13 protein-coding genes are annotated in these 13,342 nt (G+C 77.0%); 9 read left to right on the plus strand and 4 right to left on the minus strand.

The features are described 5' to 3' along the window. Window positions 1-94 precede the first annotated feature (94 nt). The 7 genes from CHC04_RS10675 (at window position 95) to CHC04_RS10705 (ending at window position 7,498) form a co-directional block, all read left to right on the plus strand. On the plus strand, window positions 95-1,708 hold the full coding sequence (locus tag CHC04_RS10675; protein WP_089403858.1) for a fatty acyl-CoA synthetase: 1,614 nt from the start codon (window positions 95-97) through the stop codon (window positions 1,706-1,708). A gap of 37 nt (window positions 1,709-1,745) precedes the next feature. Continuing rightward, entirely contained in the window at window positions 1,746-2,126 is a 381-nt protein-coding gene (locus CHC04_RS10680) for a hypothetical protein (RefSeq protein WP_089403859.1), read from the plus strand. A gap of 221 nt (window positions 2,127-2,347) precedes the next feature. Further along, window positions 2,348-3,904: a multicopper oxidase family protein gene (locus tag CHC04_RS10685; protein ID WP_089403860.1), complete on the plus strand. Its 1,557-nt coding sequence runs from the start codon at window positions 2,348-2,350 to the stop codon at window positions 3,902-3,904. Between the two features lie 79 nt (window positions 3,905-3,983). Further along, entirely contained in the window at window positions 3,984-4,595 is a 612-nt protein-coding gene (locus tag CHC04_RS10690) for a sigma-70 family RNA polymerase sigma factor (protein WP_245817106.1), read from the plus strand. Then, window positions 4,579-5,691: a hypothetical protein gene (locus CHC04_RS10695; RefSeq protein WP_245817107.1), complete on the plus strand. Its 1,113-nt coding sequence runs from the start codon at window positions 4,579-4,581 to the stop codon at window positions 5,689-5,691. The genes CHC04_RS10690 and CHC04_RS10695 overlap by 17 nt, the downstream gene beginning before the upstream one ends. Before the next feature lie 71 nt (window positions 5,692-5,762). Beyond that, complete coding sequence (locus CHC04_RS10700) at window positions 5,763-6,659, plus strand: ABC transporter ATP-binding protein (RefSeq protein WP_245817108.1); 897 nt, start codon at window positions 5,763-5,765, stop codon at window positions 6,657-6,659. Then, window positions 6,656-7,498 (plus strand): ABC transporter permease, encoded by an 843-nt coding sequence (locus tag CHC04_RS10705; RefSeq protein WP_089403861.1) that lies wholly within the window; start codon window positions 6,656-6,658, stop codon window positions 7,496-7,498. Before CHC04_RS10700 ends, CHC04_RS10705 begins: the two co-directional genes overlap by 4 nt. Before the next feature lie 10 nt (window positions 7,499-7,508). Here the strand turns inward: CHC04_RS10705 and CHC04_RS10710 are convergent, their stop codons facing one another. Together CHC04_RS10710 and CHC04_RS10715 are read right to left on the minus strand one after the other, a co-directional pair. Next, complete coding sequence (locus tag CHC04_RS10710) at window positions 7,509-8,435, minus strand: anti-sigma factor RsbA family regulatory protein (protein WP_245817109.1); 927 nt, start codon at window positions 8,433-8,435, stop codon at window positions 7,509-7,511. Window positions 8,436-8,440: 5 nt separating this feature from the next. After that, window positions 8,441-9,277 carry an MEDS domain-containing protein gene (locus CHC04_RS10715; RefSeq protein WP_089403863.1) on the minus strand — a complete coding sequence of 279 codons (837 nt, stop codon included), beginning with the start codon at window positions 9,275-9,277 and terminating at the stop codon, window positions 8,441-8,443. A 215-nt stretch (window positions 9,278-9,492) separates the two neighbouring features. On the opposite strand from CHC04_RS10715, the gene CHC04_RS10720 reads away from it, so the two are divergent. After that, window positions 9,493-10,464 carry a sensor histidine kinase gene (locus tag CHC04_RS10720; protein ID WP_089403864.1) on the plus strand — a complete coding sequence of 324 codons (972 nt, stop codon included), beginning with the start codon at window positions 9,493-9,495 and terminating at the stop codon, window positions 10,462-10,464. A gap of 154 nt (window positions 10,465-10,618) precedes the next feature. Then, on the plus strand, window positions 10,619-11,047 hold the full coding sequence (locus CHC04_RS10725) for an ATP-binding protein (RefSeq protein WP_089403865.1): 429 nt from the start codon (window positions 10,619-10,621) through the stop codon (window positions 11,045-11,047). 114 nt (window positions 11,048-11,161) lie between these two features. On the opposite strand, the gene CHC04_RS10730 is transcribed toward CHC04_RS10725, so the two are convergent. Next, a complete protein-coding gene (locus CHC04_RS10730) occupies window positions 11,162-12,745 on the minus strand; it encodes a M28 family peptidase (protein WP_089403866.1) in 1,584 nt (527 codons plus the stop codon). 167 nt (window positions 12,746-12,912) lie between these two features. Further along, complete coding sequence (locus CHC04_RS10735; RefSeq protein ID WP_089404057.1) at window positions 12,913-13,341, minus strand: ester cyclase; 429 nt, start codon at window positions 13,339-13,341, stop codon at window positions 12,913-12,915. Window position 13,342 lies beyond the last annotated feature (1 nt).

The following is a 13,342-nucleotide window of genomic DNA, read 5'->3' on the forward strand; positions in this document are numbered from 1 at the left end:
ACCTCCGGCGCTCCCCGGGAGGGGACCTGCGGTGCCTCTCGACGCCGGGTGCCGGCGGCTGCTACACCCGGCACCCCGGACCGAAGGAGCTCCCGTGTTCGACGACGACCTCACCGGCACGATCGCGCGGGCGCGCCGGCACGCCCTGGGCGACCTGCTGCACCGCTCCGCCGCGCGCACACCCGGGAAGACGGCGCTGCGCTTCCGCGACCGCAGCCACACCTACGCCGAGCTCGACACCGTCGTCGACCGCACCGCCAACGCCCTGACCGCGCGCGGGATCGGCCGGGGCGACCGGGTGGCGCTGCTGTCGCACAACGACGACGGCTACGTCGTGCTGACCTTCGCCCTGGCCCGCCTCGGCGCCATCGCCGTCCCGGTGAACTTCATGCTGCAGGCCACCGAGATCGCCTACGTCCTCGGGCACGCCGAGGCCGTCGGCGTCGTCGCCGAGGCCGCGCTGCTGCCGGTCGCGCGGGAGGCGATCGAGCTGGCCGGCCGGGCCGACGGGGTGCGCGTGCGCGGCGTGCTGGGCGGCCGCCCCGGCGACGGCGCGCAGCCGCCCGAGGGCTGGGAGGCGTACGAGACCTGGGCGGCGCACCCCGACGCCACTCCCCCGCAGGTGCCGGTGGCCGACGACGACGTCCTGCAGCTGATGTACACCAGCGGCACCGAGTCCCGCCCCAAGGGCGTCATGATGACCAGCCGCAGCCTGGTCAGCCAGTACGTCAGCTGCATCGTCGGCGGCCGGTACGCCGCCGACGACGTCGCCCTGCACGCGCTGCCGCTGTTCCACGTCGCCGCCCAGCACTGCTTCCTCAACCCGAACCTGTACCTGGGCGGCACCAACGTCGTCCTCGAGGGCCCCGACCCCGCCGCCGTCCTGGCCGCGATCGAGCGGGAGCGGATCACCAGCCTGTTCTGCCCGCCGACGGTGTGGATCGGGCTGCTGCGCTCCCCCGACTTCGACCGCCGCGACCTGTCCACGCTGGCCAAGGGCTACTACGGGGCGTCGATCATGCCGGTGGCCGTGGTGGAGGAGCTGCGCCGCCGGCTGCCGGGCATGGCGCTGTTCAACTTCTACGGGCAGACGGAGATGTCGGCGCTGGCGCTGGTGCTGTCCCCGGAGGACCAGCTGCGCAAGCCCGGCTCGGCCGGCACGGCGGTGATCAACAGCGAGACGCGGATCGTCGACGACCTCGGCGCGCCGGTCGGCCCCGGCGTCGAGGGCGAGATCGTGCACCGCAGCCCGCACGCCACCGCCGGCTACTGGAACGACCCGGACAAGACCGCCGAGGCCTTCCGCGACGGCTGGTTCCACAGCGGCGACCTCGGCGTCATGGACGCCGACGGCTACACCACGATCGTCGACCGCAAGAAGGACGTCATCAAGACCGGCGGGGAGAACGTCGCCAGCCGGGAGGTGGAGGAGGTGCTCTACCAGCACCCGGCGGTCGCCGAGGTCGCCGTCTTCGGCATCCCGCACCCGCGGTGGATCGAGGCCGTGGCCGCCGCCGTCGTCGTGCGGGAGGGGCAGCGGGCCGACCCCGACGAGCTCGTCGCCTTCTGCCGCGAGCGGCTGGCCGGGTTCAAGACGCCGCGGCACGTCACCGTCGTCGACGCGCTGCCCAAGAACGCCAGCGGCAAGATCCTCAAGCGCGAGCTGCGGACCACCTTCGCCGACCTGGCCGCCGAGCGGGCCGGCTGACCCCGGAGCGTCGGTGCCGGCGGGCAGGATCGCCGGCGTGACCGCCTTCTTCCTCCCCCGCGCCACCGACGACGACCAGGCCGAGCGCCTCTACGAGGCGCTGGCCGAGTTCGCCGGCTGCGAGCCCGCGCCCCCGGGTGAGCGGGTGCGGTCGATCGGGTTCACCCAGGACGGCGCCCGGTGGGCGGCGCGGGTCGGCGAGGAGCTGCGCGGGGAGCGCACGACGTCCTCGCTGCGGCGCGGCGAGCTCGTCGAGCACACGCAGACGCTCACCGACCCCGCCCGGGTGCTCGCCATCTACCCGGGGCGGGCGCACGTGGTGGTCACCGACGCCCAGCCGATCACCGGCACGGCCTCGGCGTGGGCCAACCCGTTCTCCGCGCGGCCCGACGAGGTGGTCCTGTTCGACGCCCGCTGACCCGAGCCCGCTGACCCGAGCCCGCTGACCCGAGCGCGCTGACCCGCCCTGCCGGTGCGGCGGCGACGCCTCCGGACGGCCGTCCCCGGGGCTAGCATCCGGCAGCACGCCGAAGCCGACGGCCACCGGCGCCGGCGGGCCCGGGCGGTCCCCCGCGCACCGGGTCCCGCTGCGTCCCGGCCCGGCCGGAACGCCTCCGCGACCACCCGGAGGGCGCGGCCATGACCAGCACCCCCTCGACGGATCCCGCGCCCGGTGCCGAGCCGCCACCCGGGCCGCTGCGGCTGACCCGCCGGCGCGCCCTGCAGCTCGGCGGGCTGGGCCTGCTCGGCGCCTCGCTGGGCGGCACGGCCTGGGCGCGGCCCGCCGCCCCGGGCGGCCCGGTGCCCGCCGGCGGTGACCCGCTGGCCGAGCCGCCGACGCTGTCCAGCCAGGACGGGGTGCTGCGCACCCGGCTGGAGGTCGCCGAGACCACGGTGACCGTCGGCGGCCGGCGGGCCCGGCTGCTCACCTATGCCGGGACCGTGCCGGGGCCGACCCTGCGGCTGCGCCCCGGGGACCGGCTGCAGGTCCAGCTGGTCAACCGGCTCGCCGTGCCGACCAACCTGCACACCCACGGCCTGCACGTCTCGCCCTCGGGCAACGCCGACAACACCCTCACCGTGCACCTGCTGCCCGGGGAGTCCTTCGACTACGACATCGCGGTGCCCGGCGGCCACCCGCCGGGCACGTACTGGTACCACCCGCACGAGCACCACCTGGTCACCGACCAGCTGTGGGGCGGCCTGTTCGGCGCGATCGTCGTCGAGGACCCCGAGGAGGTGCCGGTGACCCGCGACCGGGTGCTCGTCGTGTCCGACACCACCCTCGACGCGTCCGGGCACCCGGTGGCCGTCTCGACGGCGGAACGCTTCCGCGGCCGGGAGGGCGAGCTGGTCCTGGTCGACGGGCAGCTGCAGCCGGTGCTGAGCGCGCCGCCGGGCGCGCGGGAGCGGTGGCGGGTCGTCAACGCGTGCGCGTCGCGCTTCCTGCGGCTGCGGCTCGACGGCCAGCAGCTGGCCCTGCTGGCCGTCGACGGCGGCCGCCTCCCCGAGCCGCGGCCGGTCGAGCAGGTCGACGTCCTCCCCGGCGGCCGGGCCGACCTGCTGGTCACCACCACCGCGGGCACCAGCGAGCTCACCGGGCTGCCCTTCCCCCGGATGCGGCGCGGCGACGGGCCGTCGGCGGCACCCGGCGTGCTGGCCACCCTGCAGGTCGCCGGCGCCCCCGTCCCCGCCCTCCCGCCGGTGCCGCCCATCGCGCTCCCCGCGGACCTGCGCGCGGTGGAGCCGGTGGCGCGCCGCCGGCTGGTGCTCGGGATGGGCGCGCCGGGCGGGCGGGCCGACGACGGGCACGAGGGCCACGACGACAGCGGCGGTGACGGCGCCGGCGGTGACGGCGGCGGGCACGCCATCGCCTCGATCGACGGCCGCTCCTTCGACCCGGCGCGCACCGACCACGTCGTCCGGCTCGGCACGGTCGAGGAGTGGACCTGGGTGAACCGCTCGGGCATGGACCACCCGATGCACCTGCACGTGTGGCCGGTGCAGGTGGTCGCCGAGGACGGCCGGCCGGTGACCGCGGTGGAGCGGCAGGACGTCGTGTTGGTCCGCGCCGGCGGCGAGCTGACCGTCCGCATCCCCTTCACCGACTTCCCGGGCCGCACGCTGGCCCACTGCCACATCAGCGACCACGAGGACGGCGGCATGATGGCCGTCGTCGAGGCCGTGCCGGGCTGAGCGGGCGGGGGCGGCCACCCCCGCGGCACCGCCGGTGTCACATCCGCGGGCCCGGCGGTGCTGTAGGGGTGTGGACGTCGTGAGCCAGGGACCGGTGGCCGCGCTCGGGACCGCGGCGGCCCGCGGGGCCGCCCGCGGCCGGCCCGGCCGGGGGGACACCGAGCGGGGGGACACCGCCGTGGCAGGTCCGCGAGGTGCCGTCCGGGCCGACCTCGAGCAGGTCTTCCGCACCGGCTACCCGGCCGTGGTCGCCGTCGCCGCCCGCGTGCTCGGCTCCCGGGACGAGGCCGAGGACGTCGCCCAGGAGGTGTTCCTCTCCTTCGCCCGCTCGGCGGTGCCGGCCGCGGAGGCCCCGGGCTGGCTCGCCGTCGCCGCGGCGCACACCGCGCTCAACCACCTCCGCTCGGGCCGCCGCCGCGCCGCCCGGGAGGAGGCCGCCGCCGACGGTCACCGGCCCGTCCCCGACGTCGCCGACGACGTCCTCGTCCGCGAGGAGCGCAGCCGGGTCCGGGCCGCGCTCGCCCGGCTGCCCCGCCGGCAGGCCGTCGCCCTCGTCCTGCGCCACAGCGGCCTGTCCTACGCCGACGTGGCCGCCGCCCTCGACCTCTCCCCCGGCAGCGTCGGCACCACCGTGCGGCGCGCCGAGTCCGCCCTTCGCGAGGAGTTGACCCGCCGTGCCCCTGTTCGCTGACCGTCACCCCACCGCCGGCACCCTGCGCCGGCTCGTCGACGAGCCCGCCGGGGTCCCCGACGCCGACCGCGCGCACGTCGCCGGCTGCGCGGCGTGCCTCGACAGCCTGGCCGGGGCCCGCGCCGACGCCGCCGTCACCGGTGCCGCGCTCACCCCCGCCACCGCCCTCCCGGCCGCCCCCGATGTCGACGGCGCCTGGCGGCGGCTGTCGGCCGCGGTCGACGCCGGGACCCGCGGCCGTGCACCCGCGCCCGCCCCCGCCCGGCCCGGCCGGTGGCGCGCGGCGCTGCGCAGCCCCGTCGTCGCCGCGGTCGGCGTGGTCGTCGTCCTCGGCGGGGCGGGCGCGGCCGCGGCCGCCGACTGGCTGCAGGTGTTCCGCACCGAGGAGGTCGCCGCCGTCCCGGTGAGCGGCACCGACCTGGTCGCGCTGCCGGACCTGTCGGCCTACGGCGAGCTGGTGGTCGTCTCCGACCCCGACGTCCGCGAGGTCCCCGACGCCGACGCCGCGCAGCAGGCCACCGGCCTCGACGTGCCGCAGGTCGACACGCTCCCCGCCGGGGTCACCGGCGAGCCGCGCTACACCGTCGGGGGCCAGGCGGTCGCGGAGTTCACCTTCTCCGCCGACCGGGCCGCGCAGGCCGCCGCCGCGGCCGGCGCGACCCTCCCGCCCCCGCCGCCCGGCCTCGACGGCGCCACGTTCCGGCTGCAGGCCGGCCCCGGGGTGGCCGCGGTGTGGTCCGAGGCCCGCGGGGTGCCCGCGCTCGTCGTCGGCCGGGCCACCGCGCCCACCGCCTACGCCTCCGGCGTCCCGTTCGACACCGCCCGCGACTACCTGCTGTCCCTGCCCGGCTTCCCCGCCGACCTGGCCGCGCAGCTGCAGGGCTTCAGCGGCACGGGCACGACCCTGCCGCTGCCCGTGCCCGCCGAGCTCGCCACGACGTCGACCGCCGACGTGGACGGGCACGAGGCCACGCTGCTGGCCAGCCGCGACGGCGCCCTGGCCGGCGTCGTGTGGGTCGAGGACGGCGTGGTCACCGCGGTCGCCGGCTCGCTGGGCGAGGACGAGGTCCTCGCCGTGGCGCGGGGGCTGCGCTGAGCACCGGGAGCACCGCGGACGTCGCCGGGGCCGGACGGGAGCTGCTCGCGCAGCTGCCGCCGTCCCCGGCGGTGTGGTGCTCGGGACTGCGCAAGCGGTACGGCCGGCGCACCGCCGTCGACGGCGTGTCCTTCACCGTGGGCCGCGGCGAGGTCGTCGGCCTGCTCGGGCCCAACGGCGCCGGCAAGACCAGCGTCATCAAGATGCTGCTCGGGCTGGTGCGGCCCGACGCCGGCGAGGTGCTGCTGCTGGGCCGGCCCGGCCGCGACCCGCGGGCCCGCGAGCGGGTCGGCTACCTGCCCGAGCTGTTCCGCTACCAGCCGTGGCTGAGCGCCGCGGAGGTCCTCGCGCTGCACGTGCGGCTGGCCGGCGCGGCCGTCCCCGCCGCCGAGCAGCGCGAGGTGCTCGCCCGCGTCGGGCTGGCCGAGCGCGCCGGTGACCGGGTGGGCGGCTTCTCCAAGGGCATGCAGCAGCGGCTGGGGCTCGCCGTGGCGCTGGTGGCCCGGCCGGAGCTGGTCGTCCTCGACGAGCCGACCAGCGCGCTGGACCCGCTGGGGCGGGTCGACGTCCGCGACACCGTGCTGTCGTTGCGCGAGCGCGGCGTCGCGGTGCTGCTCAACTCCCACCTGATCGGCGAGGTCGAGCGGGTGTGCGACCGGGTGGTCATCCTCGACCGCGGCCGGGTCGCCGCCGCCGGGTCGCTGGCCGAGCTGCTCGGCCAGCGCGAGCTCAAGCTGCGCCTGACCGGGCTCACCCCCGCCGCCGAGGCCCGGCTGGCCGCCACCGGCGCCACCAGCCGCGCCGGCACCGAGGTCACCGTCGCCCTGCCCGCCGACGACGACGGCGCCACGGTGCCCCGGCTGGTCGCCGACCTGGTGGGCCTGGGCGTGCAGGTGCACGCGGTCGAGCCGGTCCGGATCAGCCTCGAGGAGCGGCTGCTGGGCATCCTGCGGGAGGAGCACGCATGACGGTCCTGACCCTGGCCGGGCTGACGCTGCGCGAGGCCGCCCGCCGCAAGGTGCTGCGCGCCCTCGGGGCGCTCACCGTCGCGCTGCTGGCGCTCTCGGCGTGGGGCTTCTCCCGCCTGGCCACGGTCGACCCGGAGTTCGGCGCGCTGACCAGCGGCGAGGCCCGGCTGTTCGCCTCCCAGCTGCTCAACCTGGTGATGTTCGGCTACAGCCTCATCGCCGCCCTCGGCACCGCCTTCCTGGCCGGGCCGACGCTGTCCGGGGAGGTCGAGTCCGGCCAGGCGCTGTCGATCCTCGCCCGGCCGGTGCACCGCACCACCGTCCTGCTCGGCAAGTGGCTGGGGCTGGTCGCCTTCGGCACCGGCTACGTGCTCGTCGCCGGGTTCGCGCAGTTCCTCGTCGTCCGGTGGGCCGTCGACTACTGGCCCCCGGACCCGGTCACCGGGCTGCTGCTGCTCGCCGCGCAGACGACGGTGCTGATGACGCTGGCGCTGCTGCTGGCCACCGCGATCTCGCCCATGGCGTCGGGCATCGTCGCCGTCGGGCTGTTCGGCGCCACGTGGGTGGCCGGGGTGGTCGGCAGCGTCGGGGAGGTCATCGGCAACGACGGCGTCGCCCGGGTCGGGGTGGTGTCGCGGGTGCTGCTGCCCACCGACGGGCTGTGGCGCGGCGCGATGCACGCCTTCCAGGACGCCACGGCCCTCGGCGCGTTCGGCTTCGAGGGCTCGCCGTTCCTGTCCATCGCCCCGCTGAGCCCGGCCTACCTGGTCTGGGTGGTGGTGTGGCTGGTGCTCATCGGCGGGCTGGCCGCGCTGTCGTTCACCCGCCGCGACATCTGAGCGCCCGGGGTCACGCGCCGAAGAACAGCCGCACGGCGGTGCCGGCCGGGCCGGTGCGGACCGCGGCGTCGTCGGCCAGGCTCCACGCCAGCCACATCCCCCGCGGCCCCTTCTCGGGGTCGGGCGGCACGTAGCCCTGCGTCTGGTCGGCCAGGCCCGGCCCGTCGTCGGACACCTCGACGACGAGCACGTCGCCGTCGGTCCAGGTCGCCAGCCCCGCCCACGGCGCCACCCGCAGCGCGTTGACCACCAGCTCGTGGCCGGCCGCCACGACGTCGTCGCGCCGGGCCCGGTGGCCGGCCGGCACCGCCGCGGCCAGCCGGCGGCGGGCCGCCACCGGCGTCGTCACCGGGGTGACGGCGGCCGCGCCGGGACGGTCGGTCCACGGCGGCTGCAGCGCGCGCACGACGGCGGCCGGGTCCTCGTACGCCGGCTGGGGGACGGGCGCGGTCCCGTCCCAGGTGAGCGGGTGGGAGCGGGCCACGTCGGCCAGGACGTCGGCGGGCACCTGCCGGGCGTCGTGCAGGCACAGGCTGTAGTACGGCACGTCGTCGAGGCAGCTGTTGGCGACCGCCTCGAACCGGCTCCACTCCCGCCCCTTCTCCCGGGCGAGCCAGACCGGCTCGGCGGCCAGCCGCCAGCTCGGCGCGCGCCTGCGCAGGTCGCGCAGGTCGCGGGCGTAGGCGTGCAGCGTGCCGTGGCCACCGCGCCAGAAGGTCTCGGCGGCGTCGAAGGCCGCCAGGCGGCCGAGGTCGGCGCCCAGGTGCGCGGCGAGCAGCGAGCGGACGCGGTTGCCGGCCACGACGAGCACCGGCTCGTCGCGGCGGAAGCCCTCCAGGACGAAGGGCACCACCCGCTCGACGAGCCTGGCGTCGTCGGCGAAGACGAACCCCTCGTGCGCCAGGCGGGTGCCGTCCCAGCTCCCGGTGGGACGCATCAGCGTCACCGCTCGGCCACCGCCAGGTCGAACAGCTCCAGGGACCGGCGCAGCTGGCGCCGCGCCCCGGTCACCTTCAGGGCGACGCCCCGGCCGGCGAGGTCCCGTCCGGCGAGGGCCAGGGCCCGCGCGCCGGCGACGTCGAGGAAGTCGAGATCGGACAGGTCGAGTTCCAGCACGCCGGGGACGTCGCCGGCGACGTCGACCAGCGCGGTCCGCACGGCGGCGGCCTCGGTGAGGTCCACCTCCCCGGACAGCGCCAGCCGCGGTCCCCGGCCGGACAGGTGGGCCAGCGGCTCCCGGTCGCCCAGGTGCTGCACCGGGTGGAGGAGGGCGACCGGCCCGAGCAGCTCGGGACCCAGGGCGGCGTCGTAGAGGCACAGGGCGGTCATCGGGACGGTCGCCACCAGCCCGTCGGCCAGGCGCTCGTAGGCGTGCAGCACCCGGCGCCCGGCAGGCCCGGCCCGCAGCAGCCCGGTGACGTCGGCGGCCACCCGGAGTCCGGTGCGCCCGCGGTCCAGCGCCGCCTGCACCGCGCTGCGGTAGCGCTCCACCTGCTCGGCGGGCACCAGCCCGCCCCCGGCCGCGTAGGTGTCCCCGGTGGCCTGCACGTCGAGCCGCCCCCCGGCGATCAGCGCGTCGCGGTCGGGCAGGCCGGCCACCGCGGCCAGGGCGGCTTGCCGGGACGCGCCGACCACCAGGAGCTGCTCGTCGCGGCGACGTCCCTCCTCGAGGTGGGCCACGACCGCCCGGGCGAGGTCGGCGTCGTCGGAGAAGCTCCAGCAGACGTGGTCACCCGGCCCGAGGCCGGTCAGGGAGGGCAGTCCCCGAGGAACCGTCACCACGGCGACGCTACCGGCGGGGAGGCCGGCTGTCAGGCCTCCCGGGGCCGGTCCGGCCCCGGCCGACCCGGCGACCGGGCGCCGGTCCGCCGCCTGCTCCGGACGAACGGGTACCGTTCTGGATCGCGCTCGTGCCGGACACCCGAGAGGGCGGGGACCGCGTCGGCGACGGCCGGGCGCAGCTCTCCAGAGGTCGACCGTTCGGGAGTCTCCAGGTGTCTGCTGCGCGCACGGGCGGAGGACCGGGATCGGCCGTCGGCTACGTGCACGACGCGTTGCTCTACGACGACCCGGGCCAGCTCGTCGACGTCGTCGCGCCCTTCCTGCGCGAGGGGCTGGCCGCCGGTGAGGCCGCGGTCCTGGCCACCGGCGCCCGCGTCGCCGGCGTCGTCCGGGACGCCCTCGACGACGACCCGCGGCTGCTGGTCCTCGACCGGGCCGAGGCCTACCGGACGCGCACCCCCGCCACCATCACCGGCTTCCGCCGCCTGGCCGACCGGCAGGTGGCCGAGGGCGTCTCCCGGGTGCGGGTCGTCGGCGAGACCGACTTCGGCACCACCGCGCAGGAGCGCTACGAGTGGCAGCGCTACGAGGCGGTGGTCAACGTCGCGCTGGCCGACCGGCCGCTGTGGGGCCTGTGCGTCTTCGACACCCGGCGGTTGCCCGAGCCGGTGCTCGAGTCGGCCCGCCGCACCCACCCGCACCTGGTGACCCCCCGCGGCCGCGTGCGGAACGGCGGCTACGTCGACCCCGCGGTCTTCCTGCGCGACCTGCCCGCACCGCCCGAGCCGCTCGAGCAGGGCACGCCGCGGCTGACCGCCCGCGACGTCACCGACTTCATCGGGCTGCGCCACGCCGTCGCCGCGGAGCTGGCCACCCTGCCGGGCCCGCGCGACGTGGTCGAGGACCTCCTGCTCGCCGTCGACGAGATGACCTCCAACGCGGTCCGGCACGGCCGGCCGCCGGTCGACCTCGAGCTGTGGACCGACGCCGGGCGGGTGGTCTGCCGCATCACCGACCGCGGTCCCGGGCCGGCGGACCCCTTCGCCGGGTACGGCCCCGCCCACGGCGAGGACCTCTCCCGCGGGGGCATGGGGCTGTGGCTGGCCCGGCAGCTGTGCGACCACGTGCACGTCGCCCGCACGGCCGAGGCCACGTCGGTGCGGCTGGTCACCCGGCTGCGCTGATCACCCGGCTGTGCTCATCACCCGGCTGCGCTGATCATCCGGCTGCGCTGATCACCCGGCTGCGCCGGCCGTCCCACCGCGGCGGGCTGGTCGCCGGTTCGCGGGGGCCGCATCGGGGAACTGGAAGCAGAACAGCCCCGACCGGAACGAGCACATGCAGCCGGACCCCTGGCCGCGACGGCCCCCTCCCGAGACCACGGGACCTCCCTACGAGTACGAGATCACCCGTGCGGCGCAGCTGCGGGCGGTGCGCGCCGGGCTGCGGTCCTGGCTGCCGCGCGTCCTCGACGGCGCCGACGAGGACGGCGTCCTGGAGACCGTGCTGCTCGCCGTCGACGAGCTGGCGTCCAACGGGCTGCGGCACGGCGCCGGCTCGGTGTGCGTCCGCGCCGCGCCCACCCCGGGCGGCCTGCTGCTCGACGTGAGCGACGACGACCCCGACCACGGCCCGCAGCCCGCGATCGACCGCGACCCCGCACTCGGGGGGATGGGGCTGCACGTGGTCGCCCGGCTCACCGGCGAGCGCGGGTGGACCGTCGCGGGCCGCCGCAAGCACGTCTGGGCCTGCCTGCGCACCCGCTGAGCCCGGGGTCCGGCCGGGGCGCCCCGCCGCACGACGAGGCCCCCGGCGGGACCGCTGCGGGTCGCGCCGGGGGCCTGCGCCGTGCGTGCCGGCCGGGGCCGGCGGGAGACGCCGTCAGGCGGCGGCGTCGGTCCCGTGGCCGTGCTGGCCGGCGTTCTCGCTGTTGCCGGCGCCGTGCGAGCGGCCCGGCGACCGCGGCACGGCGTTCACCGCGGAGGTGTCGTAGGCGAAGGTGATGACCGCCGTCGCCAGCGCGTCGGAGTTCTGGTCGAGGGCCTCGACGTTGACGTTGCCGACCAGCGTGTAGTCCTCGGCCAGGGCCGCGTAGAGCGCCTCGTCCTGTCCCTCACCGGTCAGGTTGTCGCACTCGGCGTGGTAGCACGGGTCCAGCGAGGCGCCGGCCACGCCGCCGAAGACCGCGGCCTCCGCGGCGGTCTTGGGGACCTCCGCGCCGGTGAACAGCCCGCCGGAGGGGATGCCCTCGGCGATGAACGGCCCGTAGTCCGACCGGCCGGAGAACTCCGAGTCGACGTAGGGCAGGCCGCGGGAGGCGTAGAAGCCCTCGAACACGTCCTCGATCTGCGCCGAGCCCGCGGGGATGAAGCCCTCGGGCGCGGTGCCGCCGGAGTTGTCGCCGTCGTAGATGCCGGTCGTGTAGTTCGGCGAGGCGATCATGTCGAAGTTCAGGTACAGCCCGATGTCGGCGATCTCGTCGTCGGTGAGCTGCCCGACGTAGTACTCCGACCCGAGCAGGCCCTCCTCCTCGGCGCCCCACCAGGCGAACCGGACGGCGTTGTTGGGCTTGACCTTCTGCATCTGGATCGCGGTCTCCAGCAGCGCGGCGCTGCCCGAGCCGTTGTCGTTGATGCCCGCGCCCTCCTGCACCGAGTCCAGGTGCGCGCCGGCCATCACGACGTTGTCGGTGCGGCCGCTGCTGGTCTGGGCGATGACGTTGTAGGTGGTGCGCTCCTCGGCCGCGTAGTCGACGGTGACGGTGACGGTGGCGCCCGGGGTGGCCGCGAGGTCGCTGCCGGCCTCGATGGTGGCGAAGACGGCGGGGATGGTCAGCCCGGCGGCGGGACCGATCATGTTGATCAGGCCGGTGGTGTTGTTCCAGATGACCACGCCGGCGGCGCCGGCGGCCTGGGCGTTGAGCGCCTTGGTGGCGAAGGGGCACCCGCCGCGCTGGATGAGCGCGATCGAGCCGGCGGCGAAGCCGGTGAAGTCGGTGGCCTCGCAGCCGGCGGTCGTCCCGCCGGGCTCGACGGGGACCAGGGTGCCGGTGGCCGTCCCCTCGGGGCTGCCGGTGTCGAAGGTGTTGCGCAGGAAGTCGGTGCCCTCGACGAAGGTGCGCGCCGGGGCCGAGGTCCGGACCAGCTGCGAGTTCTCCTCGGCGTAGGTGAACGCGAAGGGCTGGACCTCGGGGGTGTACCCGGCCGCCCGCAGCTGCTCGACGACGTAGGCGACGCTGTCGTCGTAGCCCGGCCGGCCCGCGGCGCGGTCGCCGCCGTTGTCGTCCGCGATCGCCTGCAGGGCCTCGAGGTGGTCGAGCACGCCCTCGGCGGTCACGGCCTTGGTCAGCTTGGCGGCGGTGTTGTTGTTGGGGACGGCGGCTGCCGACGACATGCCGAGCACCGTGGTCACGCCGAGCGCGGTCACGGTGGCCAGTCCGCCGACCACCATGCGGGAGCGGGTCATCCGGGAGGTTCCTCCTTCGTCGTTGAAGCCGGCCGCGGTCAGCGCCGCGGCGCGGTGAGGCAGGCGGAACCTAGAGGCGCAGGTCACAGTGGGGGAAGCCCCCGACGGCGAGTTCGGCCGTCGCGTCCGGCGTGTCGCCGGTCCCGCTCCCCGGGCCGGCGAAACGGTCAGCCGGCCGGGGCCAGGTGGACCGCGCCGACGGCGGCGAGCGCGCCGAGCTCGTCGGCGACCATGAACACCTCGCCGATGCGGCCCGCGCGCAGGGTGAGGACGTCGATGACCCGCAGCTCCAGGTGCCGGCCGGTCGCCGCGACCGGCCCGGCCGCGGTGTGCAGCGTGCCCACGTGCCGCCCGCGCATCCGGAAGGCCACCGCGACCCGGTCGCCGTCCTCGACGACGGAGACCACCTCCCGCTCGGCGTCGGCGAAGGTCGCCTGCACCGCCCGGGCCCGGGCGGCGAGGTCGGCGGCGGTCAGCCCGGCGCCGTTGACGGTCACCGGGTCGGTGTAGACGGCGCGGAAGGCGTCCTCCGCGGCCGGCCCGTCGGGCAGCGGGTCGGTCCACAGGCGCAGCAGCCGGTCGACGTCGAACGCCATC

The organism is Geodermatophilus saharensis, from assembly GCF_900188205.1.
GTDB classification, from domain to species: Bacteria; Actinomycetota; Actinomycetes; order Mycobacteriales; family Geodermatophilaceae; genus Geodermatophilus; species Geodermatophilus saharensis.